This window comes from Vibrio hangzhouensis (assembly GCF_900107935.1).
Taxonomy (GTDB): Bacteria; Pseudomonadota; Gammaproteobacteria; order Enterobacterales; family Vibrionaceae; genus Vibrio; species Vibrio hangzhouensis.
Genome location: NZ_FNVG01000026.1, coordinates 32738 through 59441, shown reverse-complemented (window position 1 = coordinate 59441; position 26704 = coordinate 32738). Strand labels below are relative to the sequence as shown.

Sequence of the window (26704 nt, the reverse complement as noted above, 5' to 3'; positions counted from 1 at the left end):
GTTGCGCGCTCGTAGCTCAGCTGGATAGAGTACCTGGCTACGAACCAGGCGGTCGAAGGTTCGAATCCTTCCGAGCGCGCCATCATTAAGAAACCTCGCTTCGGCGGGGTTTTTTATTAACAATTTTTTATCATATCAATAACCTTATTATTACAACTTGATGTTTTTTAACGATAAATTACGGTAATTTTAAGCGTGTCTCAGTTTTCCACATTCAGTTTGTTTATGTTGAAACCTACGGTTAGGTCATAGTATGAAGTTCTGTGTAAGCGCCAATACACCATAAATTGTCGTGCTCATCATAGTTTTTCATTCGAATGGCATTTTATTAACGGCTGTAGATTAAACAAAATTGACAAACTTTCACCAATCGAGATAATCCTAGACCTCTTGCAATGGATCAATGCAAGACCATTGCTTGTCAATCAGTGTGCAGTGACGCCACGATTTATGATTGAGTAACTTGTCAGGATGACAAAGAAAGGACGCAACATGACTAATATTGGAAGCCAGCTAGGAGATGCAGCTGCCCTGATGCTAACGGGTATGGCTGTAGTATTCGTATTCCTAACAATCCTCGTTTATCTCGTTCGGTTAATGTCAAAACTGGTGCCAGAAGAAGTGCCAGAGCCGATCGCAGTCCCAAACCAAATAAAAACACAACAATCCCCCTCAAATGGTGTTAGCCCGAGTGTCGTTGCAGCTATTTCTGCCGCTGTACATCAATACCGCACGTCGGATGCTAAATAGATTGAGTTAAAGCTTAAAAGGAGTTTATGAGCATGTCTAAACCACTAGCTATCACGGACGTGGTACTTCGTGACGCCCACCAGTCTCTCTTCGCAACCCGGATGCGCATTGAAGATATGTTACCCATCGCCGCAGAGCTCGATAAAGTAGGCTACTGGTCGCTGGAAACGTGGGGGGGAGCAACTTTTGACGCCTGTATCCGATTCCTGGGTGAAGACCCATGGGAGCGTTTGCGTGAACTGAAAAAGGCGATGCCAAACACCCCAATGCAGATGCTGCTACGAGGTCAGAATCTATTGGGTTACCGCCATTATGCCGACGATGTGGTCGAGAAATTTGTCGAGCGTGCCCACGCAAATGGTATGGACGTGTTCCGTATCTTTGATGCTATGAATGACGTACGTAACTTCCAAAAAGCGGTGAAAGCGGCAGTGGATGTCGGTGCTCATGCTCAAGGCACACTTTCCTATACAACCAGTCCTGTTCATAACACTGACACTTGGGTTGACCTGGCGAAGCGCCTGGAAGATTTGGGCTGTCACTCGCTTTGTATTAAAGACATGTCAGGTCTGCTTAAACCCTATGAAGCTGAAGAGCTGATCTCTCGCATTAAAGCGTCTTGTGAAGTGCCTTTGGCGCTCCACTGCCACGCGACAACAGGTCTGTCGACGGCGACAGCAGTCAAAGCAGTAGAAGCGGGCATTGATATTCTTGATACCGCTATTTCATCGATGAGCCAGACTTATGGTCACACACCAACGGAAACGGTTGTCGCTATGCTGCAAGGCACAGAGCGCGACACGAACCTGAAACTGGAGCAAATCGAGCCGATTGCGGCTTACTTCCGCGAAGTTCGTAAGAAGTACGCGAAATGGGAAGGTCAGCTAAAAGGCGTGGATTCACGCATTCTGATTGCTCAGGTTCCGGGTGGCATGTTGACCAATATGGAAGGCCAGCTCAAAGAGCAAGGTGCGGCCGATCGTATCGATGAGGTGCTGGAAGAGATCCCACGAGTTCGTGAAGATCTTGGTTTCATTCCGCTGGTGACTCCAACCTCGCAAATTGTAGGTACTCAGGCAGTCATCAACGTCCTGACGGGTGAGCGCTATAAGAGCATCACTAAAGAGACGGCTGGTGTTCTCAAAGGCGAATATGGTAAAGCACCGGCAGAAGTGAACGCTGAGCTACAAGCGAAAGTGCTGGATGGCGCAGAAGCGATTACCTGTCGACCTGCTGATCTGCTTGAAGCAGAATTGCATACGCTCACTGATGATTTGTTGCAGAAAGCGAAAGCGGAAGGCATTTCGTTGGCAGAAGATACGGTGGACGACGTGCTGACCTATGCTCTGTTCCCACAAGTAGGGCTGAAATTCCTCAAAAACCGCCACAACCCCGATGCTTTTGAGCCTGCGCCTGGCAAGGAAGTTGTTGCGCCAGCTGCTCCGGTCTCAGCACCAGCGGCAACTAAAGGTATTGAATCGTACAGCGTGAAAGTGGACGGTCAGGTTTATGATGTTGAAGTTGGACCAAAAGGTGAGCTGACTTCAGTGACGCCTGCAGCCACCTCAGCACAGGCCGCTGCCCCTGCTCCGGCGGCGACGAATGTCGAGGCTGTAGCCGCTCCTCTGGCAGGCAACATCTTCAAGGTAAATGTGGCGTCTGGTGCTCAAGTACAGGAAGGCGACGTTCTGCTGATCCTTGAAGCGATGAAGATGGAAACGGAAGTTCGCGCGGCGCAAAGTGGCGTGGTTCAGGATGTACACGTAAAAGAAGGTGATTCAGTCGTGGTTGGCGCACCTTTGGTTAGCTTAGCGTAAGGGAGTACCATGGAAGGATTGATGACCCTATGGTCAGAAACAGGGATCGCTAACTTCGAATTCGGCCAGATCTGCATGATTCTGGTCGGATGCCTGTTGTTGTTTCTAGCGATTCGCAAGGGCTTTGAACCGTTATTGCTATTACCTATCGGCTTTGGTGCTATTCTCGCCAATATTCCTAATGCTGGCTTTACGGAGCCCGGTGGCTTGCTGTACTACGTCTACTACATCGGTATTGAGTCCGGGGTATTCCCGCTGCTTATCTTTATGGGTGTAGGGGCGATGACGGACTTTGGTGCTCTGATTGCCAACCCTAAGACGTTATGGCTTGGTGCGGCAGCGCAGTTTGGTATTTTTGCTACGCTGTTCGGGGCTATTTTGCTGAACTACGTACCTGGCATGGAGTTCTCAATGCAGGACGCTGCATCCATCGCTATTATCGGTGGCGCAGACGGTCCGACAGCGATCTTCCTGGCAAGTCGACTTTCTCCTGAGTTACTGGGTGCGATTGCTGTGGCTGCATACAGCTACATGGCTTTAGTTCCTATCATTCAGCCGCCGATCATGAAGGCTCTGACGACGCCGGAAGAGCGTAAGATCAAAATGGCGCAGCTTCGTCACGTAAGCAAAGGGGAGAAAGTCTTATTCCCTCTTGCGGTGCTGTTAATGACGATCCTGTTCTTGCCGTCGGCAACGCCGCTGGTCGGTATGTTCTGTCTGGGTAACCTGATGCGCGAAGCGGGTGTGGTCGATCGTTTGTCAAAGACTGCGCAAAATGAGCTGATCAACATCGTTACTATTTTCCTGGGTCTGGGCGTCGGCTCTAAACTTCAGGCGGAGCAGTTCCTGAACTTCGAAACTCTGGGGATTCTGGCGCTGGGTGCGGTGGCATTTAGTATTGGTACAGGAGCGGGTGTCCTCATGGCGAAGCTGCTGAACAAGTACTCGAAAGAGGACATTAACCCATTAATTGGTGCCGCCGGCGTTTCAGCTGTACCAATGGCTGCGCGAGTTGTGAACAAGGTCGGTTTGCAGGCAAACCCGCAAAACTTCCTGCTCATGCATGCTATGGGCCCGAACGTAGCCGGTGTACTCGGCTCTGCAGTGGCGGCAGGTATTCTGTTGGCACTGGTTGGATAGTCCCATTCAGTTGTGAATAAGAGGGGGAGCGAAAGCTCCCCTTTTTTTTATTTGCGTTTAGGAAAGTGATTGAAATTGTTACATACTGGCAAGTGAATTGACGAAAAGTTAGTCTAGACTCGAATTGGTATTGGGTTACTATGAGTACACGATGAGCAAGAGGAAGCCTCGATGAAATGTAAACAGATAGTCATTCCAGAGTTTGGTTCAGCACAAGTACTGGCATTCCGGGAAGTTGATGTCCCTCAGCCAAAACCGGGAGAGGTATTGGTGAAGGTTGCTTTCTCAGGAATCAATCCGATTGACGTGAAAACCCGAGCGGGTCTGGGCTGGGCCGCAGCAGAGAACAAAGACAATCTGCCATGGGTTCCTGGTTACGACATCTCCGGGACGATAGCAGGGCTAGGTGAAGGTTCCGAATTGTTTGAGGTCGGTGAACAGGTAGTGGGCTTTATTGGCTTTCCGCTAAGAGGGGGAGGCTACAGTCAGTATGTCTGCGTCCCCGAGGCAGAACTGACGGCGCTCCCAAATACTGTCACTCTGGAAGCCGCAGCAGCGCTTCCTCTGGCAGGGCAGACCGCTGCTCAAGCGATCAATAAGGCTCAGGTACAGGAAGGTGAGCGGGTATTGATACTTGCTGGTGCCGGTGGAGTGGGGCATATCGCGGTTCAGATTGCAGTGGCAGCCAAAGCGGAAGTCTACACTACTTGCAGCGAACGTAATCTGGATTATCTGGCCACATTGGGTGCTCACGCTATTAATTACCAGTTTGCCCCAGCCTCAGAACGAGTCAGTGACGTGGATGTACTTATCGATCTGGTGGGTGGTGACGTTGCACTGGATGCACTGAAGTGCCTCAAGGATAATGCCCGTGTCGTGACTATCCCAACCATTACTGCTGAACTGGTGTGTGAAAAAGCACAGCTACTTGGCTTTGAAGCCAGCGGTATGTTGGTATCACCAGATACCAAGCAGATGGAAACCTTACTTTATATGGTGGGCGTTGGATTGCTGAAAACGGAGATCCAACATGTCTACCCATATCAACAGGTTGTTGCTGCGCATCAACAGGTGGAATCCAGTCGCACTCGCGGCAAAGTCTTACTTGATATGCAATGCTAGAAACATTTTCTCAAACGCTTGCGGAGTCATGGTTTGCCGACTCCGCACTCGCCGTCCTGTTTGTGTCAGGATTTTTAAGTGCCACGTTATTGCCAGGTGGTTCGGAAGCGGGCCTGGTTGCAACACTCAGTTTGCAGCAATATGAGCCGGCGATGATTGTGCTGGTTGCCACTGTGGGTAATACACTGGGGGGCCTGACCAATTACTGGATCGGAATTTGGCTTCCGAATCGAACTCAAAACGAGAAGCACGGTCATAAAGCCATGGCCTGGTTACAAAAGTATGGTTATTGGACTTTGCTTTTTAGCTGGCTACCCGTCATTGGCGATCCTCTCTGTTTAGCCGCAGGTTGGCTGCGGATGAAGTTTCTACCTTGTGTCGTGCTGATTGCGGTAGGGAAAGCCCTGCGTTATGCAGCTCTGACAGCAATATTCTATGGTCTTTTCTAAGGAGCATTTATGAAAAAGATCTGGTTCGGCTTATTGTCGATAGTCTTTATTTACGGTTGTAGCAGTAATGAATCGTCGACACAGAACAACAGCCTGCTGCCGTCGGGAGTGACGTTAATCGAAGAGACAAAAGCGGATCCTGATAAGGTGATGATCCCTTACTCCAAGTACCAACTGGATAACGGGCTCACAGTGATTCTTGCTCCTGACGACTCCGATCCTCTGGTTCATGTGGATGTCACCTATCACGTGGGTTCTGCCCGTGAAGAAGTAGGTAAATCGGGCTTTGCGCATTTCTTTGAGCACATGATGTTTCAGGGCTCGGAACATGTTGGTGACCAGCAGCATTTTAAGATCATCACCGAGGCTGGTGGCACACTGAATGGCACGACGACCCGTGACCGCACGAACTACTTCGAAACGGTACCGTCCAACCAGTTGGAAAAAATGCTATGGCTGGAAGCCGATCGCATGGGCTTCCTGCTGGGGGCGGTGTCACAGCATAAGTTTGAAATTCAGCGTGATACGGTAAAGAACGAACGCGCGCAAAACTATGATAATCGTCCTTACGGTCTGGTCTGGGAGAAAATGGGCGAGGCGATGTTCCCCGAAGGTCACCCGTACTCATGGCAACCGATCGGCTATGTCGAGGATCTGGACCGTGTGGATGTGAATGATCTTAAAGCCTTCTTCTTGCGTTGGTATGGTCCGAACAACGCGGTGCTGACAATTGGTGGAGATATCGATAAAGCACAAACCCTTCAGTGGGTGAGCAAGTACTTTGGGTCGATCCCAAGAGGCCCTGAGGTAAACAAGGCACCGAAACAGCCAGCTGTGCTGCCACAAGACCGGTATGTGACACTGGAGGATCGTATTCGTCAGCCAATGGTCGTGATCGGCTGGCCAACAAGCAGTTACCGTGGTGCTGAGGATCAAGCGGTGTTGGAGGCTATGGCAGACGCCATCGGTGGTGGTACCAACAGTCTGTTATACCAAAAACTGATCAAAACACAGAAAGCACTGGATGCAGGGGCCTTTAATGACTGTAATGAGCTGGCCTGTAATTTCTATGTGTATGCGATGGGGGCCTCAACGGACAAAGATGGCCTGAAATCCCTCTATAACGAGCTGCTTTCGACCCTGGACGAGTTTGAAAATCAGGGCATCAGTGAAGAGCGATTGCAGCAGATCACTGGTCTGTCGGAATCTGGTGCAGTGTTTGCCTTGCAGAGCGTGAAAGGAAAAGTATCGCAACTGGCGTCTAACGAGACGTTTTTTGGCCAACCCGATCGTTTAGAGCAACAACTGGCAAGAATCCGTGCAGTTACACCTGAAGCGGTGAGCGCAGCTTACAAGACTTTTATTAATGACAAGCATAAGGTCACTCTGAGTGTGGTTCCAGTAGGACGTGCAGATATGGCGGTAGCGCCAGCGAACTTTGTGACGCCACCGAGAACGCTACCTGAATACGACAAAGTGACAGAAGATCAACTCGCTTTACGTCGTCCCGTCGATGATTTTGACCGCAGTGTGATGCCCGAAGTGGCACAAGGGGTCAAAGCCAAGATGCCTGAGCTGTATGAAATGTATTTTGCCAATGGCAGCGAATTACTGGGAACGGAGACCAGTGAAACACCGACGGTTGAAATCCATTTTCAGTTACCCGCAGGGGATCGCTATGTCCCTAGAGGGAAAGAGGGTCTGGCGGGACTTACGGCAGCAATGATGGAAGAGGGAACTACAACCCGCAGCGTAGAACAGTTGCAGGCTGAGTTGGATCGTTTGGGAAGTCAGATTGGCTTTAGCGCAGGTGCTTATACCACGCGTGTATCGGTATCTGCACTGGAGAAGAATTTGCCACAAACTCTGGCACTGCTCGAAGACATTCTGTTTAATCCAGCGATGAAACCCGCAGACTTTGAGCGTCTTAAAGCTCAAACATTGGAGGGGTTGGTGTATCAGCATCAGAAACCAAGCTGGATGGCCTCACAGGCGACAAGAGAAGTGTTGTTTGGCGATTCGGTGTTCGGGCGCTCATCTGATGGCACTGAGTCATCGATATCAGCGCTGACGCTGGAGGATGTAAAGGCGTTTTACCGCAAGCACTATACCCCACAGGGAGCACAACTTGTTGTTGTCGGTGATATTTCCAGCAAGCAGGTTGCCAAGCAATTACAGTTCTGGAAAAACTGGAAGGGCGAAGCGGCGCCTTTGATCCGCCCGGAAACGGTTAAGGCACTGCAAGGGCAACACATCTACCTGATTGACAAGCCTTCAGCGCCTCAGAGTATTGTTCGTCTGGTGCGTCGAGGCCTGCCGTTTGATGCCACGGGAGAGCTGTACCTGAGTCGATTGGCGAATTTCAATCTGGCGGGTAACTTCAACAGTCGTATTAACCAGAATCTGAGAGAGGATAAGGGCTATACCTATGGGGCAAGCGGCTATTTTGCCAGCAACCGTGAGATTGGCGCCATCGTTTTCAGTGCGCAGGTCCGTGCGGACGCGACCATACCGTCCATTGAAGAACTGGTAAGTGAGCTGAAAAACTACAGCGAAAATGGCATGACGGACGAAGAACTGAACTTTATGCGCCTGGCCGTAGGTCAGCAAGATGCGTTGACTTACGAGACACCAAGCCAAAAAGCCAGCTTACTTTCTTCGATTTTAACCTATAGTTTGGATAAGGATTATCTTAAGCAACGCAATGAAATCGTCGAATCGGTCGACAAAGCCACTCTGAATCAGTTGGCCGCCAAATGGTTTGACCCAAGCCAATATCAGATCATTGTCGTGGGCGATGCCAATGGCCTGAAACCGCAGCTTGAGAAACTCAATATTCCGATTAAAGAGCTTGAAATCTCCCAGTAGAGTGACCATATAGGAGGAATGGGCGATACCTGAACACTATACGAGATGGATGAATCTGTCCGGCTTTCGCCCTGCTCTCAATTGGAATTACAACCTATAAGCGAATCGCATTGTGACTAATTTTGCTAAGCGACTGGATCAAGTTGCTAAAGAGAAGACCATTTTCCAACAGTTTGGACGCGGTGTGGAAAGAGAATCGTTACGTTACACCAACGATGGTCAGCTGGCGACAACGCCTCACCCTCAAGCGTTAGGCTCTGCCCTCACTAATGAATACATCACAACCGACTTTGCTGAGTCATTGCTGGAGTTTATTACGCCAGTTTCCCGTGATGTTGATACGCTGTTGAATCAGTTATCCGATATTCATCACTTCACACAAAGCAAACTGGGTGATGAGAAACTGTGGCCATTGTCGATGCCGTGTTACGTCGGTTCCGAAGATGACATCACGTTGGCTCAGTATGGAAGCTCCAATTCGGGTCGTATGAAGACCCTGTACAGACAGGGCCTCAAGCATCGTTACGGCAGTCTGATGCAAGTCATCTCCGGTGTTCATTTTAACTTCTCTTTTCCTGAGACGTTCTGGGATGCCTTGTTTGGTGAGCAAGATGAACAAACGAGACAAGACGCTAAATCAGAGGCATATTTTGGTCTGATTCGTAACTACTACCGTTTTGGTTGGTTAATCCCTTATTTCTTTGGTGCGTCTCCTGCTATCTGCTCGTCCTTTATACAGGGAAAAGAGACTAAGCTTCCGTTTGAAAAGATTGGTGGCACTCTGTATTTACCGAAAGCGACTTCTCTGCGACTGAGCGACCTGGGTTACACTAACAGTGGGCAAAGTGCTTTGAAAATTGGCTTTAACAGTCTGGATCAATACTTAGAGGGCCTGAATCAGGCGATTCATACGCCGTCAGAAGAGTTTGCTAAGATCGGTGTTAAAGTGGATGGTGAATACCGCCAGTTAAATGATTATGTACTGCAAATAGAAAATGAGCTGTACGCTCCGATTCGTCCTAAGCGCGTAGCAAGCAGCGGAGAGAAGCCGTCAGAAGCTCTGTCTCGTGGTGGTGTTGAATACATAGAAGTGCGCTCTCTGGACGTCAATCCGTTCAGCCCGATAGGGATCACGGCCGATCAGGTTCGTTTCTTGGATTTGTTCCTGACCTGGTGTGTACTGAAAGACTCTGAACCGATGGATGACTGTGAACTGGCGTGTTGGCGTGAGAACTGGAACAAAGTCATTACTGAAGGTCGTCAGGTCGGGTTGCCATTGCAAATTGGTTGCCATGGTGAGGTGCTTGACAGCCAGTCCTGGGTCAAGCGTGTGTTTGCTGACTTGCGTGAGATTGCGAAGTTGATGGATGCCGCGCATGGCAACAACGATTACCAACAGGTATGCGATACACTGGAAAGCTGGAATGAAGACCCTGAACGGTCAATCTCTGGGCGTATCCTGAAGAAGACCATTGAACTGGGTGGTTTGGGTAAAGTGGGTTGCGAACTGGGTAAAGAGTATCGTCAGAAAAACTTGTCGCATGAGTACCAGGTGTATTCATCGGACTTGATGGAAAACGAAGTTATCCGCTCCGTTGAGGTACAAAAAGTCATTGAAGCGTCAGACAGCGTTAATTTTGATGACTTCCTGAGCGATTATTTTGCTTACCTTACCCCTGAGCGGGCTCAGGCTATGAATCAATGAGTTGGATGAATGACTGAGGTTGCACCTCGTCATCGGGCCACTTACAATCGGGCTACAAATAATGTGCTTGCCCTGCCTGTCGGGCAAGCAACACGAAGGAGAATTGACCATGCCACTACTGGATAGCTTTACGGTAGATCACACGAAAATGCACGCACCAGCGGTTCGAGTTGCGAAAACCATGCAAACCCCGAAAGGTGATACCATCACTGTGTTTGACCTGCGTTTTACTGTACCAAACAAAGACATCTTGTCGGAGAGAGGTATTCATACGCTGGAGCACCTGTACGCTGGCTTTATGCGTGCCCACCTGAATGGTGACTCAGTAGAAATTATCGATATTTCTCCAATGGGCTGCCGTACCGGTTTTTACATGAGCTTGATTGGTACGCCGTCTGAGCAGCAGGTCGCGGATGCCTGGCTGAACGCAATGCACGATGTGCTTAAGGTTGAAAGCCAGAATAAGATCCCTGAGCTGAACGAATATCAGTGTGGAACTGCAGCGATGCACTCGTTGGACGAGGCTAAGGCGATCGCTGAGAACATCATTGCTGCGGGCATTCAGGTCAATAAGAATGATGAACTGGCTCTGCCTGAGTCTATGCTTCAAGAGCTGAAAGTCGACTGATCACTGACGACAAATAAAAAAGGATGGCGATGCCATCCTTTTTTGTGCCGGGTTAGCCCCACTGAGCTTCGAACCAGCTTTCCAGTATCACGACCGCAGACTGGCAGTCGACGTTGCCCTTAGACAGAGCTTTGTAACCGCCCATTTCAAACAACTCGGCCCGGGCCTCGGCTGTCGAAAGACGCTCGTCATGCAATTCCACTGGCAGGCCGAAGCGTCCGTGAATACGATTTGCAAACTTTTTCGCTCTTGGCGTGATGGTTTCCAGCGCTTTGCCATGAAGGTCTGTGGGCAGGCCGACGACGATCAGGTCAGGCTGCCACTCTTTAAGCATGGCTTCGATATCGTCCCAGTTGGGGACGCCATCTTTGGCCTTAAATGCTTTTAGCGGACTGGCGGTTCCGGTGACTTCTTGCCCGATAGCACTGCCAATGCTTTTGGTGCCGTAGTCAAAGGCAATAATAGTTCTGGAGGTCATAGGTTCTCTTTGTGATTAGAATAGACGGTTACGCGTGTCCAACGTCGGAAGACAGTTGAGCAATATCGATGCCTAGTTTAGCGACGGCACTGCTCCATCGCTCTTCTGCAGGGGTATCAAAAATGATGCTGGTATCGGCTTCCACCGTGAGCCAGGAGTTATCCGCCAGTTCACTTTCTAACTGTCCGGCACTCCAGCCGGAGTAGCCTAAGGCAACAAGATAGTTTTCCGGTTGAGCATCTGTGCCCAATACCGCGAGAATGTCTTTGGACGTTGTTACCATCACGTTATCGGTGATCTTAATGCTGGACTGATATTTATCTTTGGGTCTATGAATAATAAACCCACGATCCTCTGCTACCGGTCCACCATTCAGGACCGGCTCATCAAGGCTCTTGCTATGCGTGGTTTGGGAGGCGATAGGCAGGTCTATCTGAACCTGTTTCAGCATACTGGCCACGGTCACATCGATAGGCGTACTGATCATGATCCCCATCGCACCATCTTCATTGTGTTCACACACATAAATTACGCTGCGTTGAAAGTAGGGATCTTTCATGCCTGGCATTGCGACAAGAAAGTGATTTGCTAGATTCATGATCGCCTCTCTGTCCATTACTTCCCTAAACGGCGCTCTATAGCGTCCATGAGCTTACCGGTGATCGAAATATCAAAGGCTGCTTCAATTTCACGAATACAGGTAGGGCTGGTCACGTTAATTTCGGTGAGCTTATCACCGATGACATCCAGCCCCACAAATATTAGACCTTTCTCCTTCAATGTTGGAGCGACCGCCTCTGCTATTTGCTTATCTGTCTCACTTAAGGGACGTGCTTCCCCCGTACCGCCTGCGGCTAGATTGCCGCGCGTTTCGCCTTCTGCCGGGATGCGGGCCAGGCAGTATGGCATAGGCTCACCGTCAACCACCAGAATACGCTTATCGCCGTTGCTGATGTCAGGAACGAAGGTCTGAGCCATCGCATAGTTCTGCCCATGATTGGTCAGTGTTTCGATGATGACTGAAACGTTCGGATCCCCCTGTTTTACACGGAAGATTGACGCGCCACCCATACCGTCCAGCGGTTTCAGGATCACATCGCCATGTTGCTCTCTGAACTGTTTAATTTTATCCGCTTTGCGCGTCACGATCGTGGTGGGCGTTAATTCAGGGAACCAAGCGGTAAACAGCTTTTCATTACAATCACGTAAGCTTTGTGGCTTGTTGACGATCAGGGTGCCTTTTTCTTCGGCACGTTCCAGAATGTAGGTAGCGTAGATATACTCAGTATCGAACGGTGGATCCTTACGCATTAAGACAGCATCTAGCTCTGACAGTTCGATGGTTTGTTCAGATTTAAATTCATACCAACCATTCGGATCTTCTTTTAGCGTTACGATCTTGGTGTCAGCGACGGCAGTCCCTTGATCCAAGTGCAGATCATTCATTTCCATATAGTGGATTTCATAGCCGCGACGCTGCGCTTCCAACATCATGGCAAAGCTAGAGTCTTTTTTGATGTTGATGGATGAAATTGGGTCCATCACGATGCCGAGTTTGAGCATTATTTTTCTCCCGTTAACCTAAATCGCCAAAGCGTACCTGAAGTGCAGTAATGGCAGTCAGAGCTGCTGTTTCTGTTCTCAATACACGAGGACCAAGCAGGGTTTCTTCAAATTGATATTGTTCTGTCATTTCAATTTCCTGCGCAGAGAGGCCTCCTTCCGGGCCTATCAGCAGGCGTACTTTGCTGACTGGTTCTGGCAAGGTATTGATTGAGTATTTTGCTCTTGGATGCAGATTGAGTTTCAGTGCTTCAGAGGGTTCGGCACACCACTGTTCCAGAGACATGATGGGTCTAATTACTGGAATCGTGTTGCGCCCGCACTGTTCACAAGCACTGATAGCAATTTTTTGCCACTGGTGGAGCTTTTTTTCAAAACGTTTGGCGTCCAGTTTGACACCACAACGTTCAGAGATGAGGGGAGTAATGGTGTTAACGCCCAGTTCCACTGACTTTTGAATCGTAAACTCCATCTTGTCACCCCGAGAGACCACCTGACCCAAATGAAGGTTCAGTGGCGATTCGATACTCGCGGCGATTTTTTCGGTGACATCAACGTCGACATTCTTCTTTCCGACGTTGGTGATGGTTGCAGGGAACTCATGGCCACTGCCATCAAACAGCAGCACTTCCTGACCTTCTTTCATACGCAATACCCGGCCAATATGGCCCGCAGCATCTTCGCTTAGCGCTAAGCTTCCCAGAGTGTTGATGGTTTCAGGGTGGTAGATACGAGGTATGCGCATAGTCATTTCCAAAGAACAAAACAGTAATGAGGTATAAGATGGATGCCAGCCTTTCAAATTACAAGGGCTTGGCTTATGAATTAGCTCGGATTTTTACAAGCTTGGGCGACAAATGGATTGTCATTACCCTGTATCCGTCGAATGCGTTCATTTCGGGTACACTCCCAGGCGTCAACCGGATAGGCTTTGTTCCAGACATGCATCAGTTGTGTTTGTTGCTTGGAGAGCTTGAAACCGTATTCCTTGCTCATATAGAGGTAGGTACGAGCGATGGATCCTTTAGCACGATCCGGTGGCATGACTTTACGTTGTTTAAAGTTCACCTGCATCTCACAGCGTCCATAACTAACCCCATCGATGCCATTCCACTGAGAAAAGTTGTAGTTCGAGCGATCACCGTTGACCTCACCAATAGCCGGAGTCAGATTGTGCAGATCCGCTTCCATCAGGCGAAACTGTTGGTCATTTCGGGTGCAGTTTTTGCGTCCACCATCCTGCCAGCATTGTCGCTGGTGGCCAAATTGCCATGCCGGGACGACGTGTTCCCATTCGATGCGACTGGCTCTTTTTTGTTGTTTACGTACCTGATATCCACATGAACTGAGGTCAGGAACGCCTTTTTTTCCCTGCCACTGAATATCACAGCCACAGTAAAAGCTGACCGGATGATCGGCATAGATCTTGACGGCTTCTTTCTTAGCCTTGCTGAAGCTGCTAGGGGGAGCACTGACGGCAGCGAAGGATATCAGGCTGGCCGTAACTAGGCTGATGAAGTGGGTATATCGAGTCATAGCGAGTCTTAGAAAAGGTTTAGATAACCTAGTTTAACCCGCAAAAAAGACCTTATCTATAGATGGTTAGCTCAGTTGCTTGCCGGTAAAGGCGATTTGAGTTCCACATTTACGACAGCGATAACTGGCTTGCTGACGCATCACTTTGTTGTGTCTTCTTATGGAGACGGGAAAAGTGTCGCACTGGCATTGGTATTCAAATGTACGACCCTGTACGGACTGTATGTTCATTGAATGCGTCGTGTTCGGTTCGACGGAGAACACCCGGCGCATGATTTCCTGCCATTCTTTACCGTGAGGACGAACTCGACCAAAACAGGCGTAGGTAATCAGGTGAGCCACTTCATGGGGAATCACTTCATCAAGAAAGGTTTGCTGGTTTTCAATCAATAGGGTGGGGTTCAGTCGAATTTCCCAGATTTGCAAATACGCTTTACCCGCTGCTTTTCCTCGCAGTTTGTAGCTTAGAGCTGGCATGGGAAAATCACGCTGAAAATAGGCTCTGGCTTGTTCTATACAACGGGATAGCCGTTTCAGAGTTTGATAGTTGAGTTGTTCTGAAATAGGAGAGTTCACGTGTTAAAACCAATAAAATAGCGCCACAACAGGCGCTATTCTAGATGGCTTACGAGCGAATGCAATCTTCTAAGGGTGATGTTTCTTTTTAATGGTCGCGTGATAAGCATGCCAAGTACCGTATCCCAAAATCGGCATGGTCACCATCATGCCGATGCCATAAGTGGCAAAGCCGATCAGAATACCGCCACAGATGATCAAAGCCCAGACGATCATGGCTGGAATATTCGATTTCACCGCATTAAAACTGGTGAATACGGCGGTCATGATATCGACCCTGCGTTCCATCATGAGCGGAATTGAGAAAGCCGAAATACTGAAAATGACAGCCGCGATGACGGCTCCAACCACACTCCCGGTAATTAGGAAAGGGGCAAACTCGGTGAGCGGAGCGCCTTGTACCGAAGGATAAAGTGCGTGGAGCAGCGCAGCAATGCGCATCCAGAAGATCATGGCAACGGCCAATAGCACCGCAAAGGCCCATTGAGAGGTAGAGTTTCTGCCGATCGCTTTCATGGAGTGGAACAGACTGGGTTTGTGACCTCTTTCCCGTTCCCAGGCTGCATCATACAGCCCAAGCGCCAAAAATGGCCCTATTAGCATATAGACAACCAGACTGGGCATAATCACCAGATGTGTTCCCTGCCATTCAACCAACAGAACAATCGCCACCGCGGCGGCGGTGAAACACAAGCCATAAAAGGCACTGATGATCGGCATTCGAATGAGGTCGTGCAACCCGAGCGCCAGCCAATGAAATGGTGCAGATACACTCAGTTGGTTACATGGAATAGTTTTAGCGTAATCTTGATCCCTGACTTCATGCTTCTTACGGAAGTCGTCGGAGTTAACAGTTCGAGGCATATGTCCTCCCTGATTTGACAAACTGGCCTACGTTTTTCAGGGCACGGCGCTATCGAAGCTGTTCATCCAGCACAAAATCGTTCTAGCTTAGCTTCGTTGTCTAGCGTCTTCCCTTCATAAGTGCTCTATTAACTTACATTACGAACATCAGACCTAAATGGTCTGTTTGCAAGGGCACTTTTGATTAACTATTGACCTAGTTGGCAGAAAACACAATTTTATGAAAGGTATAAAAAACGTGCTGCAGTAATAAAAATTAACAAAAATGCAACAAAGTGTTTGAATTGGCTAGCAATTAAGAAAAGAAAAAGCCCTCAAAATATTTTGAGGGCTTTTTTGGAGTAGAAACTCAACTTTAAGTCATTATAGACCAGCGAAGTCGCGCAGAATCGCTGCTTTGTCTGTCGCTTCCCAAGGGAATTCTTCACGACCGAAGTGACCGTATGCTGCCGTCTTCTTATAAATAGGCTGAAGTAGATTCAGCATTTCTTGCAGACCGTATGGACGCAGGTCGAAGTGTTGGCGAACCGCTTCGATGATAATGTCGTGAGAGACTTTCTCAGTGCCGAAGGTTTCCACCATGATAGACGTAGGATCAGCAACACCGATTGCGTAAGAAAGTTGGATTTCGCAACGGTCAGCCAGACCTGCTGCTACGATGTTCTTCGCCACATAACGTGCCGCGTATGCTGCACTACGGTCAACTTTTGATGGATCTTTACCAGAGAATGCACCGCCGCCGTGACGTGCTGCGCCGCCGTAGGTATCAACGATGATCTTACGACCAGTCAGACCACAGTCACCCATTGGACCACCGATTACGAAACGGCCAGTTGGGTTGATGAAGAAGTTAGTCTCTTTGTTGATCCACTCTGATGGCAGTACTGGCTTGATGATTTCTTCCATTACCGCTTCACGTAGATCTGGAGTAGAGATAGTGTCGCAGTGCTGAGTTGAAAGCACTACTGCATCGATACCAACGATCTTACCCTGGTCATATTGGAACGTAACCTGAGACTTCGCGTCTGGACGTAACCAAGGTAGTGTGCCGTTTTTACGTACTTCTGCTTGCTTTTGAACAAGGCGGTGTGAGTACGTAATAGGTGCTGGCATCAGGATTTCAGTTTCGTTGGTTGCGTAACCAAACATGATGCCCTGGTCGCCCGCGCCCTGTTCTTTAGGATCCGCCTTATCAACACCCTGGTTAATGTCCGGAGACTGCTTACCGATGGTGTTTAGTACCGCACAAGAGTTAGCGTCAAAGCCCATGTCAGAATGAACGTAGCCGATTTCGCGAACGGTTTCACGGGTCAGTTCTTCGATATCTACCCATGCTGAAGTAGTGATCTCACCACCTACCATCACCATGCCAGTTTTCACGTAAGTTTCACAAGCAACACGCGCTTTCGGGTCTTGTTCTAGGATTGCATCAAGTACCGCGTCAGAAATTTGGTCTGCGATTTTATCTGGATGGCCTTCTGATACTGACTCAGAAGTAAACAGGTGCTTAGCCATGAGAGCTCCAATTACAGTTTATAAGTAAGCGCAATAACGCTCACTTGTAATAAATTCAATGATATATTGTAGGTGTATCTACATCTAGACGTCTATTCTAGTCATCAATGTTCGTTTAGCAAGCGATTTTTGCTATTAACATATAGCCAAACGTTTGCCTGCTTTCTTGGTTGTTGGCGACTTGAATACGACATTATTCCGCTAAAATGCCAAAAAATGACGGTAAATCGTTTGCAGAGACTATATCGCTTTGCGACAATAGCGGCCGCTGATTATTCAATCAGTCTATGAAAAACTTGGAATTCGCTTAATGCACTCAGGAGCCTACATGTCTTCTCGTAAACAACTCGCTAATGCAATCCGCGCGCTAAGCATGGATGGTGTTCAACAAGCTAACTCAGGTCACCCAGGTGCACCAATGGGTATGGCTGATATCGCTGAAGTTCTTTGGCGTTCTCACCTAAACCACAACCCGTCAAACCCAGAGTGGGCTGACCGCGACCGTTTCGTTCTTTCTAACGGCCACGGCTCTATGCTGATCTACTCTCTGCTTCACCTAAGCGGTTACGAGTTATCGATTGACGATTTGAAAAACTTCCGTCAACTGCACTCAAAAACACCAGGCCACCCAGAATATGGTTACGCGCCAGGTATCGAGACGACTACAGGTCCTCTAGGTCAAGGCATCACTAACGCGGTTGGTATGGCGATTGCTGAGAAATCTCTTGCAGCACAATTTAACAAAGAAGGCCACGACATCGTTGATCACTTCACTTATGTCTTCATGGGCGATGGCTGTCTGATGGAAGGTATCTCTCACGAAGCATGCTCGCTAGCAGGTACCCTAGGTCTTGGTAAGCTGATTGCTTTCTGGGATGACAACGGTATCTCTATCGACGGTGAAGTCGAAGGTTGGTTCTCTGACGATACACCTAAGCGCTTCGAAGCGTACGGCTGGCACGTTATCCCAGCAGTAGACGGTCACGACGCAGACGCAATCAACGCAGCGATTGAAGCGGCAAAAGCGGATCCACGTCCAACACTAATCTGTACTAAAACCATCATCGGTTTTGGTTCGCCAAACAAAGCAGGCTCGCACGACTGTCACGGTGCACCACTAGGTCACGACGAAATTGCAGCGGCACGCGAATTCCTGGGCTGGGAACACGGTCCATTTGAAATCCCTGCAGAAATTAAGGCTGAGTGGGATGCCAAAGAAGCGGGTAGTGCTAAAGAAGCGGCTTGGAATGAGAAACTAGCGGCCTATGAAGCAGCGTACCCAGAACTAGCGGCTGAGTTTAAGCGTCGTGTAAACGGTGAGCTTCCGGCTCAGTGGGAACAAGAAGCAAGCAAGATCATTGCTGACCTTCAAGCTAACCCTGCAAACATTGCATCTCGTAAAGCGTCTCAAAACGCGCTTGAAGCGTTCGGTAAGATGCTTCCAGAATTCATGGGCGGCTCTGCTGACCTTGCGCCTTCTAACCTGACTATGTGGTCTGGTTCTCAGTCTCTGACGGCTGATGATGCGTCTGGTAACTACATTCACTACGGCGTGCGTGAATTCGGCATGACGGCGATCATCAACGGTATCGCACTGCACGGTGGTTTCGTACCTTACGGTGCTACGTTCCTAATGTTCATGGAATACGCGCGTAACGCAATGCGCATGGCTGCATTGATGAAAGTGCAAAACATCCAAGTTTACACTCACGACTCAATCGGTCTGGGTGAAGATGGTCCAACGCACCAACCGGTTGAGCAAATTGCATCACTGCGCGTAACGCCAAACATGAGCACATGGCGCCCATGTGACCAGGTTGAGTCTGCGGTTGCCTGGAAATACGCGATTGAGCGTAAAGATGGCCCAACATCGCTGATCTTCTCTCGTCAAAACCTAACGCAGCAGGATCGTGACGCTGAGCAGCTAGCAAACGTTGCTAAGGGTGGTTACATCCTGAAAGATTGTGAAGGCACACCTGAGCTTATCCTTATCGCAACCGGTTCAGAAGTTGAGCTGGCAACCAACGCTTACGCTGAACTGACGGCTGAAGGTAAGAAGGTACGCGTAGTGTCTCTTCCTTCTACTGATGTATTTGACGCGCAAGATGAAGCTTACCGTGAAGCGGTGCTACCAGCTGCCGTAACTAAGCGTATCGCAGTAGAAGCAGGCATTGCTGATTACTGGTACAAGTATGTTGGCTTTGGCGGCAAGATCATCGGTATGACCACATTTGGTGAGTCGGCACCTGCAGGTGAGCTATTCAAGATGTTTGGTTTCACAACTGAAAACGTTGTAAACACAGCAAAAGAACTGCTTGCATAAGCGTCTTTATCTTGAAATGAAAAACCGAGCCTAGCGCTCGGCTTTTTTATGGCTATTCAAATTCACTACCTCGGTTGTCCAACTCGCGTCTGCCACAGGTTTGGCAGGTGACATAGCGGTCCATATCGTAGTAGTGCCCACCATTGATAAATGCATGCAGCAATAACTTAATTCGACCAAGGATCTTTGGATCCTTGTCATAGCTACTTGGCTTACGTATCAAGACTTCGTTATGAACAGTTTCTTTGTTACATGATTGGCAGTAATGCTGACCAGTAAACATGAGGACACCTCCTGTGCAGTGAAAACGAGGTCGTTAATTGGCACGTGAGAAGCACTCCTCAACCAAGGTAGCAGAGTAAACTTTTAGCGGATGGCGTGTTTTGGAGACTTGCCTCGCAACTGTTAATGCGAAATGACAATTGATCGGTTACTATGCACACCTTCTTAACGTGAACTAAGGATGTAGTGCGATGCTAAAAGTAGCAATCAATGGCTTTGGTCGCATTGGACGAAATGTACTGCGAGCAATCTATGAAAGCGGCAAAAACGATAAAATAAAAGTCGTCGCGGTCAATGAGCTTGCTCAACCTGAAGCGATGGCCCACTTGCTTCAATACGATACCAGTCATGGTCGATTTGCTAAAAAGGTTTCCCATGACCAGGAGCATCTGTACGTTAATCACGAGGATGGGCAATTTGATACTATTCGAATCCTGCATCTTGCGGACATTAATCTGTTGCCCTGGCGCAATCTCGAAGTCGACATCGTACTCGATTGTACCGGGGTATACGGGAATCGTGCTGACGGTTTAGAGCATATTGCCGCCGGTGCGAAAAAAGTGCTGTTTTCCCACCCGGGTGCCAATGATCTGGACAACACCATTATTTATGGTGTTAACCATGACTCGTTGAAGAAAGAACACGCCATTGTTTCAAATGGCTCGTGTACAACCAATTGCATTGTGCCAATTATCAAAACCCTTGATGAAGCGTTTGGTATCGACTCAGGTACCATTACTACTATCCACTCTGCGATGAACGATCAACAGGTGATCGATGCTTACCATGGAGACTTACGCCGTACCCGTGCGGCCAGTCATTCCATTATTCCGGTGGACACCAAGTTGCATAAAGGAATTGAGCGCGTTTTTCCGAAATTTTCTAACAAATTTGAAGCAATTTCTGTAAGAGTGCCGACAATTAATGTGACAGCTATGGATTTAAGTGTAACTATAAATACGAATGTGAAAGTTAATGACGTAAATCAAGTCATTATTAACGCATCTCGGTGTACATTAGACGGCATTGTTGACTATACTGAAGCACCGCTGGTTTCGATCGACTTTAATCATGATCCGCACAGTGCCATCGTAGACGGAACGCAAACGCGCGTCAGTGATGGCCGACTGGTCAAAATGCTGGTCTGGTGCGACAACGAGTGGGGTTTTGCTAACCGCATGTTAGACACTGCTTTAGCAATGCAAGCGTCTCAGTAGTACCAAGGCGCCGTTGGGTAAATATTAATTTTGAAGGTTGAAATTAATATTCATGAGCCCAATATAAGTAAGCAGTTGATGAATTCAAGAACTTGGCATGAGGCCGGGTTTTCAAAAACTTTATTTATTTTTTAGTTGAGAGGACTAAACATGTCTGTAATCAAGATGACTGACCTGGAACTAGCAGGTAAACGCGTATTTATCCGTGCGGATCTAAACGTACCTGTAAAAGACGGTAAAGTAACTTCTGACGCACGTATCCTAGCGTCTCTACCAACCATTAAGCACTGCCTAGAAGCTGGCGCTAAAGTAATGGTTACGTCTCACCTAGGTCGTCCTACTGAAGGCGAGTACGCAGAAGAGTTCTCTCTACAACCTGTTGTTAATTACCTAAACGACGCTCTTGATTGCGAAGTTAAGCTAGCTAAAGACTACCTAGAAGGTCTAGAGCTAAACACTGGTGAGCTTGTTGTTCTTGAAAACGTTCGCTTTAACAAAGGCGAGAAGAAGAACGAAGAAGAGCTATCTAAGAAGTACGCGGCACTATGCGACGTATTCGTAATGGATGCATTCGGTACAGCTCACCGTGCTCAAGCTTCTACTCACGGCGTTGGCATGCACGCTCCTGTTGCTTGTGCTGGTCCTCTACTAGCGAACGAACTGGACGCTCTAGGTAAAGCAATGGACAAGCCAGCTCGTCCGATGGTTGCTATCGTAGGTGGTTCAAAAGTTTCTACTAAGCTGACTGTTCTTGAGTCTCTTTCTAAGATCGCTGACCAACTTGTTGTTGGTGGTGGTATCGCGAACACGTTCATCGCGGCAGCTGGCCACAACGTTGGTAAGTCTCTATACGAAGCGGACCTAGTTGATACAGCTAAGAAACTAATGGATGAGTGTGCAATTCCTGTTGCTACTGACGTTGCATGTGCAAAAGCATTCGACGAGAACGCAGAAGCTGAAATCAAGCACGTTTCTGAAGTTCAAGATGACGACATGATTTTCGACTTGGGTCCAGACTCAACAGTGGAACTAGCGAAAATCCTAAAAGATGCTAAAACTATCCTATGGAATGGCCCTGTAGGTGTATTCGAGTTCAAAAACTTCGAAGCAGGTACAGAAGGCATTTCTAAAGCTATCGCTGAATCAGAAGGTTTCTCTGTAGCGGGTGGTGGTGACACGCTAGCAGCTATCGACAAGTTCGGTATCAAAGCTGACGTTTCTTACATCTCTACAGGCGGTGGTGCTTTCCTTGAATTCGTTGAAGGTAAAGTACTTCCTGCAGTAGCAATGCTAGAAGAGCGTGCTAAAGCATAATTATCTTTTTATAAAGCGGGCTTATAAGTCCGCTTTTATCTATGCTGCAATGGCTGGTTAACTTTGATACAATGCCGCCCATTGTGAGCAAACGATTGCAAATTTTTATTTAAAACGACAGAAAATAGGACTTATTCCATGTCTAAGATCTTCGACTTCGTAAAACCAGGTGTTATCTCTGGCGATGACGTTCAAAAAGTATTTGAAGTTGCTAAAGAGAACAACTTCGCTCTTCCTGCAGTAAACGTAGTTAACACTGACTCTATCAACGGTGTTCTTGAAGCAGCAGCTAAAGTAAAAGCTCCAGTTGTTGTTCAGTTCTCTAACGGCGGTGCTGGCTTCTTCGCTGGTAAAGGCGTTAAGCTTGAAGGTCAAGGCGCGCAAATCCTAGGTGCGGTTGCTGGTGCAAAATACGTTCACGCAGTTGCTGAATCTTACGGTGTTCCAGTAATTCTTCACACTGACCACGCGGCTAAGAAACTTCTACCATGGATCGATGGTCTTCTAGATGCGGGTGAAGAGTTCTTCGCTCAAACTGGTAAGCCTCTATTCTCTTCTCACATGATCGACCTTTCTGAAGAGTCTCTAGAAGAGAACATCGAAATCTCTGCTAAGTACCTAGAGCGCATGGCTAAAATGGGCATGACTCTTGAGATCGAACTAGGTTGTACTGGTGGTGAAGAAGACGGCGTAGATAACTCTCACATGGACGCATCTGAGCTATACACTTCTCCAGAAGACGTAGCATACGCATACGAGAAACTAAACGCTGTTAGCCCACGTTTCACTATCGCTGCTTCATTCGGTAACGTACACGGTGTATACAAGCCAGGTAACGTTGTTCTTACTCCAACTATCCTACGTGACTCTCAAGCATACTGTGCAGAGAAGTTCGGTATCGCACCTAACGCTCTAAACTTCGTATTCCACGGTGGTTCTGGTTCTACTGAAGCAGAGATCCAAGAGTCTATCGGCTACGGTGTTATCAAAATGAACATCGATACTGATACACAGTGGGCAACTTGGGACGGTATCCGTACTTACGAAGCTGAAAACCGTGATTACCTACAAGGTCAAATCGGTAACCCAACTGGCGATGACGCTCCTAACAAGAAGTACTACGATCCACGCGTATGGCTACGTGCAGGTCAATCTTCTATGGTTGCACGTCTTGAAAAAGCGTTTGCTGACCTTAACGCAATTGACGTACTGTAAGTTAAATCGCATCAGATTTAGCTGATAATAAGATGAAAAAAGTCGCTCTTTGGAGCGGCTTTTTTTGTGTCTGGAGAAAATCAAGTTGACGAGATTAAAAAAACTGGCGCAAACGCATATGATTGCGTAACCTTTTGTTAAGTATTGCATATTGACATTTATTGTTGTGATGTTTTACCAGGAGAGTGCGCCTTTGCTAATCAATCAGTGGTATTAGCCAAGACCCGCCAAGCAAAAATGACATTTTAAGAGGTACGCAACATGGCTAATGAGTCAGTTGATATTGAAATCCCGATCGTCGATGGTCTGACACAAGCAGAAAAATGGCTGAACAATAATTCTGATCTGCTGATTCAGTACGGTGTGAATATTATTTCTGCGCTGCTGATTCTGTTTATTGGTAACATCATTGTGAAGGCCGTCGCAGGCAGTGTGGCGAAGGTACTGCACAAGAAGAAAATGGATAAAGCAGTCGTTGAGTTTATCCATGGCATCGTGCGCTACACCCTGTTTATCATTGTCCTGATTGCTGCGCTAAGTCGCGTTGGTGTGCAAACGGCCTCTGTGGTTGCAGTGATTGGTGCCGCCGGTTTAGCTATCGGTCTGGCATTACAAGGCTCGCTTTCAAACTTTGCCGCTGGTGTGCTTATTGTTGGCTTCCGCCCGTTTAAGTCAGGCGACTATGTTGAGATTGGCGGTGTTGCAGGCTCGGTCGATTCCATCCAGATCTTCCAGACCATTCTGACTACCCCTGATAACAAAATGGTCGTCGTGCCAAACGCGTCCGTGATTGGTTCAGCGATCACCAACTATTCTCGTCATGCGACTCGTCGTATCGATCACGTGATTGGCGTATCTTATGGGGCGGACTTGAAGAAGACGCAAGAAGTGATTCGTAAGACGTTAGAGGCCGATGAGCGCATTCTTAAAGAACCTGGCATTACGATTGGTGTCGTGGCTCTGGCTGATTCGTCAGTGAACTTTGTGGTACGTCCCTGGGTTCGCACCGAGGAATACTGGGCAGTGTACTTTGATACGCTCCAGGCGATCAAAGAAGCGTTGGATGCGGAAGGAATTGAAATTCCATTCCCTCAAATGGATGTGCACCTAAACAAAGTGGACTAACCGTCTTTGTATTTGAGGCCAGACGTAAAAAAGGAGAAGCTAGGCTTCTCCTTTTTCTATTTCAATCACGTTATTTGGAAGGTGCTCTAGCAGCTGCTTGAGATCGCAGCCCCGAACACCAAATGTCCAATCAGGCTTCCCAGGAGTGTAGAGAATCTCGTTGGCACCAAATAAACGGTTATCGACAACAATGGTAATATCGGAAGGCAGCCCGATTGGACAGACTGCGCCAGGAACACAGCCGATCTGTTCAATCATTTCTTCATTGCTGCAGATAGAGGTACGTTTGCCGAGTGCTTGTTTAATCTGTGTTTTGTCCAGTCTTGAGTCTTTATCGGTCAGAAACAGAGCGAAGCCACCCCCTTTCTTTTTCAAAAAAAGACTCTTGCTGTGAAGCCCAGTCCAGCCAAGCTCTTTCGCTATGCGAACATCGGTTTCAAAATCTAAAATGGGTTCGTGCTGCCATTGTTGAAAGGAGACCGATAGGGTCTCCAGCAGCGCAAGGTTTGCAAGATAAATGGTTTCTGTTCTATCCATTAAGGTTTACTCGATCAATCCTTTTGTGAGCAGTAGCGCAATAGTAAACATCATTGCGGCTACCGCCAAATCGATACCTTTTTTAACCTTAGGTTTGGACAGCGTTGGACCCAGTTTCGCAGCACCCATGGATAGCGAATAGAACCAGACAAACGACGCCAGCACAGTACCAATCGCAAACGCGATGCGGTCATTGTCTTCAAACTGGCCACCGATAGAGCCTAGAATGACCACGGTATCCAAATACAAGTGCGGATTGAGCACAGTCACCGCAAGTGCGCCCAGAACTACGGTGCGTCTGCCGCGTGCTAACACTTCTCCAGACGACTCTTTCTCTGCTGGCGCTTTAAACGCACTGCGTAGAGACAGCAAACCATAGCCAGTCAGAAAGGCGATACCACCTAACGTGACGGCGGTAAGTAATAGTTCGTTTTGCGATAAAATCGCGCCGCCACCGAAGATGCCCAGTGAAATAAACGTCATATCCAGCAGGCTACAAACAGTGGCCGTCGTGAGATGATGATTACGCTTAATGCCTTGATTTAACACATAAGCATTCTGAGCGCCAATTGGGATAATCATTGTTGCACCCAATCCGAAACCTTGAAGAAGCACCCAAAAATTCACTTTATTTTCCTTACCATTGTATAAAAGAGAGCGTGAGAATAGCGATTCAATTATGATTAGGATAGTTAATAATATTAATTGGAAATAAGCTTGTCTTATGGAGTTGCTAAGAGGATAAAAAATGCGCGGATTGGACTACAAATGGATCGAAGCACTGGATGCCATCGTTGAGCAAAGAAGCTTCGATAAAGCAGCAGAACACCTGTTTATCTCTCAGTCTGCTGTTTCCCAGCGAGTCAAGCAACTGGAAAAGTGGTTAGCTCAACCGGTATTGGTGCGCGAGCAGCCGCCGAGGCCGACCGCAGTAGGTAAAAAGCTGCTTGGGCTTTATCGTCGGGTACGTTTGTTGGAGCAGGAATTGGTTCCGGAACTGGCGGCGGATTTAGGCGACAAGCCATTGTCAGTGTCGTTAGCCACTAACGCAGACAGTCTGGCCACCTGGTTGTTACCCAGTATGTTCTCGTTGTTGGAGTCCAAGCGAGTCGAGCTTGACCTGATTGTGGATGATGAAGGCCGTACGATCGAAAAACTGAAAAATGGTGAAGTAGTTGGGGCCATCAGCCTCGAAGCTCAGTCCATTCCAGGCTGTGTCGCGGACTACTTAGGGCGTGTCGATTACCTGTGCGTGGCTAGTCCTAGCTTTATCAAACGCTATTTCAGCCAAGGGGTCAATCGTGAAACCTTGATGAAAGCGCCTGCCGTTGCGTTCGACCAGCATGACAAGATGCACCAGAAGTTTGTTAATCAGCATTTTAATATCATGCCCGGTAGCATACTCAAGCACACGGTACGTAGCTCGGAAGCCTTTGTAAAGCTCGCGGTAGCAGGTGTAGCTTACTGTCTCATCCCCAAACTGCAAATTCAGGATGAGCTGGAGTCAGGAGCGCTGATTGAGCTGACGCCAAACATCCTGCTATCTCATCAAATATACTGGCACCATTGGCAGTTAGAAAGTGGGGTTTTGGGAGAGGTATCCAGTGCCATCATAGGTCATGCCAGACAGTATTTACCGCAGTAACGTCAGGTTTGTGTCAGTTATAAGGTTTGCGGGAA

Annotated in this window: 25 protein-coding genes and 1 tRNA gene; 15 read left to right on the top strand and 11 right to left on the bottom strand. The window is 48.1% G+C overall.

The annotated features are described in order from the left end of the window. Positions 1–5: 5 nt before the first annotated feature. The 9 genes from C4S60_RS19725 to luxS all read left to right on the top strand — a co-directional run bounded on the left by C4S60_RS19725 (position 6) and on the right by luxS (position 10479). Positions 6–82: transfer RNA gene (locus tag C4S60_RS19725), tRNA-Arg, on the top strand. 410 nt (positions 83–492) lie between these two features. Beyond that, positions 493–750, top strand: a complete 258-nt coding sequence (locus tag C4S60_RS19720) for an oxaloacetate decarboxylase subunit gamma (RefSeq protein ID WP_103882056.1) — start codon at positions 493–495, stop codon at positions 748–750. A 32-nt stretch (positions 751–782) separates the two neighbouring features. Next, complete coding sequence (gene oadA, locus C4S60_RS19715) at positions 783–2567, top strand: sodium-extruding oxaloacetate decarboxylase subunit alpha (protein WP_103882055.1); 1785 nt, start codon at positions 783–785, stop codon at positions 2565–2567. Between the two features lie 9 nt (positions 2568–2576). Next, positions 2577–3707, top strand: coding sequence for a sodium ion-translocating decarboxylase subunit beta (locus C4S60_RS19710; protein WP_103882054.1), 1131 nt, complete (start codon positions 2577–2579; stop codon positions 3705–3707). 171 nt (positions 3708–3878) lie between these two features. Further along, positions 3879–4829 (top strand): NADP-dependent oxidoreductase, encoded by a 951-nt coding sequence (locus C4S60_RS19705; protein ID WP_103882053.1) that lies wholly within the window; start codon positions 3879–3881, stop codon positions 4827–4829. Continuing rightward, positions 4823–5278, top strand: a complete 456-nt coding sequence (locus C4S60_RS19700; RefSeq protein WP_103882052.1) for a YqaA family protein — start codon at positions 4823–4825, stop codon at positions 5276–5278. The genes C4S60_RS19705 and C4S60_RS19700 overlap by 7 nt, the downstream gene beginning before the upstream one ends. Before the next feature lie 9 nt (positions 5279–5287). After that, the gene (locus C4S60_RS19695) at positions 5288–8146 is read left to right on the top strand and encodes a M16 family metallopeptidase (RefSeq protein ID WP_103882051.1); all 2859 of its coding nucleotides are present in this window, start codon (positions 5288–5290) and stop codon (positions 8144–8146) included. A 112-nt stretch (positions 8147–8258) separates the two neighbouring features. Beyond that, on the top strand, positions 8259–9851 hold the full coding sequence (gene gshA / locus C4S60_RS19690) for a glutamate--cysteine ligase (RefSeq protein ID WP_103882050.1): 1593 nt from the start codon (positions 8259–8261) through the stop codon (positions 9849–9851). Positions 9852–9960: 109 nt separating this feature from the next. After that, on the top strand, positions 9961–10479 hold the full coding sequence (gene luxS, locus C4S60_RS19685; protein ID WP_103882049.1) for an S-ribosylhomocysteine lyase: 519 nt from the start codon (positions 9961–9963) through the stop codon (positions 10477–10479). A gap of 52 nt (positions 10480–10531) precedes the next feature. On the opposite strand, the gene ruvX is transcribed toward luxS, so the two are convergent. The 8 genes from ruvX to metK form a co-directional block, all read right to left on the bottom strand. Beyond that, complete coding sequence (gene ruvX / locus C4S60_RS19680; protein WP_103882048.1) at positions 10532–10957, bottom strand: Holliday junction resolvase RuvX; 426 nt, start codon at positions 10955–10957, stop codon at positions 10532–10534. A gap of 28 nt (positions 10958–10985) precedes the next feature. Beyond that, complete coding sequence (locus C4S60_RS19675; protein ID WP_103882058.1) at positions 10986–11555, bottom strand: YqgE/AlgH family protein; 570 nt, start codon at positions 11553–11555, stop codon at positions 10986–10988. A 17-nt stretch (positions 11556–11572) separates the two neighbouring features. Next, positions 11573–12520, bottom strand: coding sequence for a glutathione synthase (gshB, locus tag C4S60_RS19670; protein WP_103882047.1), 948 nt, complete (start codon positions 12518–12520; stop codon positions 11573–11575). 13 nt (positions 12521–12533) lie between these two features. Further along, positions 12534–13265: a 16S rRNA (uracil(1498)-N(3))-methyltransferase gene (rsmE, locus tag C4S60_RS19665; RefSeq protein WP_103882046.1), complete on the bottom strand. Its 732-nt coding sequence runs from the start codon at positions 13263–13265 to the stop codon at positions 12534–12536. Positions 13266–13345: 80 nt separating this feature from the next. Next, a complete protein-coding gene (gene endA, locus C4S60_RS19660) occupies positions 13346–14056 on the bottom strand; it encodes a deoxyribonuclease I (RefSeq protein WP_103882045.1) in 711 nt (236 codons plus the stop codon). Between the two features lie 66 nt (positions 14057–14122). Continuing rightward, on the bottom strand, positions 14123–14632 hold the full coding sequence (locus C4S60_RS19655) for a SprT family zinc-dependent metalloprotease (protein WP_244183149.1): 510 nt from the start codon (positions 14630–14632) through the stop codon (positions 14123–14125). A gap of 69 nt (positions 14633–14701) precedes the next feature. Continuing rightward, complete coding sequence (locus C4S60_RS19650; protein WP_103882044.1) at positions 14702–15496, bottom strand: DUF2189 domain-containing protein; 795 nt, start codon at positions 15494–15496, stop codon at positions 14702–14704. Between the two features lie 363 nt (positions 15497–15859). After that, positions 15860–17011 carry a methionine adenosyltransferase gene (gene metK / locus C4S60_RS19645; RefSeq protein ID WP_103882043.1) on the bottom strand — a complete coding sequence of 384 codons (1152 nt, stop codon included), beginning with the start codon at positions 17009–17011 and terminating at the stop codon, positions 15860–15862. 310 nt (positions 17012–17321) lie between these two features. Between metK and tkt the strand changes: the two genes are divergently transcribed. After that, entirely contained in the window at positions 17322–19334 is a 2013-nt protein-coding gene (tkt, locus tag C4S60_RS19640) for a transketolase (protein ID WP_103882042.1), read from the top strand. A 52-nt stretch (positions 19335–19386) separates the two neighbouring features. Here the strand turns inward: tkt and C4S60_RS19635 are convergent, their stop codons facing one another. Then, positions 19387–19617: a hypothetical protein gene (locus C4S60_RS19635; protein WP_103882041.1), complete on the bottom strand. Its 231-nt coding sequence runs from the start codon at positions 19615–19617 to the stop codon at positions 19387–19389. A gap of 190 nt (positions 19618–19807) precedes the next feature. On the opposite strand from C4S60_RS19635, the gene epd reads away from it, so the two are divergent. The 4 genes from epd (at position 19808) to C4S60_RS19615 (ending at position 24487) form a co-directional block, all read left to right on the top strand. Further along, positions 19808–20833, top strand: a complete 1026-nt coding sequence (gene epd / locus C4S60_RS19630) for an erythrose-4-phosphate dehydrogenase (RefSeq protein WP_103882040.1) — start codon at positions 19808–19810, stop codon at positions 20831–20833. 150 nt (positions 20834–20983) lie between these two features. Next, positions 20984–22147: a phosphoglycerate kinase gene (locus C4S60_RS19625; RefSeq protein ID WP_103882039.1), complete on the top strand. Its 1164-nt coding sequence runs from the start codon at positions 20984–20986 to the stop codon at positions 22145–22147. A gap of 138 nt (positions 22148–22285) precedes the next feature. Further along, positions 22286–23362: a class II fructose-bisphosphate aldolase gene (gene fbaA, locus C4S60_RS19620; protein WP_103882038.1), complete on the top strand. Its 1077-nt coding sequence runs from the start codon at positions 22286–22288 to the stop codon at positions 23360–23362. Positions 23363–23623: 261 nt separating this feature from the next. Next, positions 23624–24487, top strand: coding sequence for a mechanosensitive ion channel domain-containing protein (locus C4S60_RS19615; protein ID WP_103882037.1), 864 nt, complete (start codon positions 23624–23626; stop codon positions 24485–24487). Positions 24488–24526: 39 nt separating this feature from the next. On the opposite strand, the gene C4S60_RS19610 is transcribed toward C4S60_RS19615, so the two are convergent. Together C4S60_RS19610 and C4S60_RS19605 are read right to left on the bottom strand one after the other, a co-directional pair. Next, a complete protein-coding gene (locus C4S60_RS19610) occupies positions 24527–25024 on the bottom strand; it encodes a YbaK/EbsC family protein (protein ID WP_103882036.1) in 498 nt (165 codons plus the stop codon). A gap of 6 nt (positions 25025–25030) precedes the next feature. Next, a complete protein-coding gene (locus tag C4S60_RS19605; RefSeq protein ID WP_103882035.1) occupies positions 25031–25651 on the bottom strand; it encodes a LysE/ArgO family amino acid transporter in 621 nt (206 codons plus the stop codon). A gap of 121 nt (positions 25652–25772) precedes the next feature. Here C4S60_RS19605 and C4S60_RS19600 point away from each other — a divergent pair, with 121 nt between their 5' ends. Continuing rightward, a complete protein-coding gene (locus C4S60_RS19600) occupies positions 25773–26669 on the top strand; it encodes a LysR family transcriptional regulator ArgP (RefSeq protein ID WP_103882034.1) in 897 nt (298 codons plus the stop codon). Positions 26670–26704: the final 35 nt, after the last annotated feature.

What these genes read in the sequence shown, in the direction of transcription:
- C4S60_RS19615 (WP_103882037.1), top strand. Translation starts at nt 23,624, where the DNA reads ATGGCTAATGAGTCAGTTGATATTGAAATCCCGATCGTCGATGGTCTG.
- luxS (WP_103882049.1), top strand. Translation starts at nt 9,961, where the DNA reads ATGCCACTACTGGATAGCTTTACGGTAGATCACACGAAAATGCACGCA.
- endA (WP_103882045.1), bottom strand. Translation starts at nt 14,056, where the DNA reads ATGACTCGATATACCCACTTCATCAGCCTAGTTACGGCCAGCCTGATA.
- C4S60_RS19625 (WP_103882039.1), top strand. Translation starts at nt 20,984, where the DNA reads ATGTCTGTAATCAAGATGACTGACCTGGAACTAGCAGGTAAACGCGTA.
- C4S60_RS19695 (WP_103882051.1), top strand. Translation starts at nt 5,288, where the DNA reads ATGAAAAAGATCTGGTTCGGCTTATTGTCGATAGTCTTTATTTACGGT.
- C4S60_RS19710 (WP_103882054.1), top strand. Translation starts at nt 2,577, where the DNA reads ATGGAAGGATTGATGACCCTATGGTCAGAAACAGGGATCGCTAACTTC.
- gshB (WP_103882047.1), bottom strand. Translation starts at nt 12,520, where the DNA reads ATGCTCAAACTCGGCATCGTGATGGACCCAATTTCATCCATCAACATC.
- C4S60_RS19705 (WP_103882053.1), top strand. Translation starts at nt 3,879, where the DNA reads ATGAAATGTAAACAGATAGTCATTCCAGAGTTTGGTTCAGCACAAGTA.
- epd (WP_103882040.1), top strand. Translation starts at nt 19,808, where the DNA reads ATGCTAAAAGTAGCAATCAATGGCTTTGGTCGCATTGGACGAAATGTA.
- metK (WP_103882043.1), bottom strand. Translation starts at nt 17,011, where the DNA reads ATGGCTAAGCACCTGTTTACTTCTGAGTCAGTATCAGAAGGCCATCCA.
- C4S60_RS19675 (WP_103882058.1), bottom strand. Translation starts at nt 11,555, where the DNA reads ATGAATCTAGCAAATCACTTTCTTGTCGCAATGCCAGGCATGAAAGAT.
- oadA (WP_103882055.1), top strand. Translation starts at nt 783, where the DNA reads ATGTCTAAACCACTAGCTATCACGGACGTGGTACTTCGTGACGCCCAC.
- C4S60_RS19720 (WP_103882056.1), top strand. Translation starts at nt 493, where the DNA reads ATGACTAATATTGGAAGCCAGCTAGGAGATGCAGCTGCCCTGATGCTA.
- tkt (WP_103882042.1), top strand. Translation starts at nt 17,322, where the DNA reads ATGCACTCAGGAGCCTACATGTCTTCTCGTAAACAACTCGCTAATGCA.
- C4S60_RS19635 (WP_103882041.1), bottom strand. Translation starts at nt 19,617, where the DNA reads ATGTTTACTGGTCAGCATTACTGCCAATCATGTAACAAAGAAACTGTT.
- C4S60_RS19700 (WP_103882052.1), top strand. Translation starts at nt 4,823, where the DNA reads ATGCTAGAAACATTTTCTCAAACGCTTGCGGAGTCATGGTTTGCCGAC.
- C4S60_RS19600 (WP_103882034.1), top strand. Translation starts at nt 25,773, where the DNA reads ATGCGCGGATTGGACTACAAATGGATCGAAGCACTGGATGCCATCGTT.
- fbaA (WP_103882038.1), top strand. Translation starts at nt 22,286, where the DNA reads ATGTCTAAGATCTTCGACTTCGTAAAACCAGGTGTTATCTCTGGCGAT.
- rsmE (WP_103882046.1), bottom strand. Translation starts at nt 13,265, where the DNA reads ATGCGCATACCTCGTATCTACCACCCTGAAACCATCAACACTCTGGGA.
- C4S60_RS19610 (WP_103882036.1), bottom strand. Translation starts at nt 25,024, where the DNA reads ATGGATAGAACAGAAACCATTTATCTTGCAAACCTTGCGCTGCTGGAG.
- C4S60_RS19650 (WP_103882044.1), bottom strand. Translation starts at nt 15,496, where the DNA reads ATGCCTCGAACTGTTAACTCCGACGACTTCCGTAAGAAGCATGAAGTC.
- ruvX (WP_103882048.1), bottom strand. Translation starts at nt 10,957, where the DNA reads ATGACCTCCAGAACTATTATTGCCTTTGACTACGGCACCAAAAGCATT.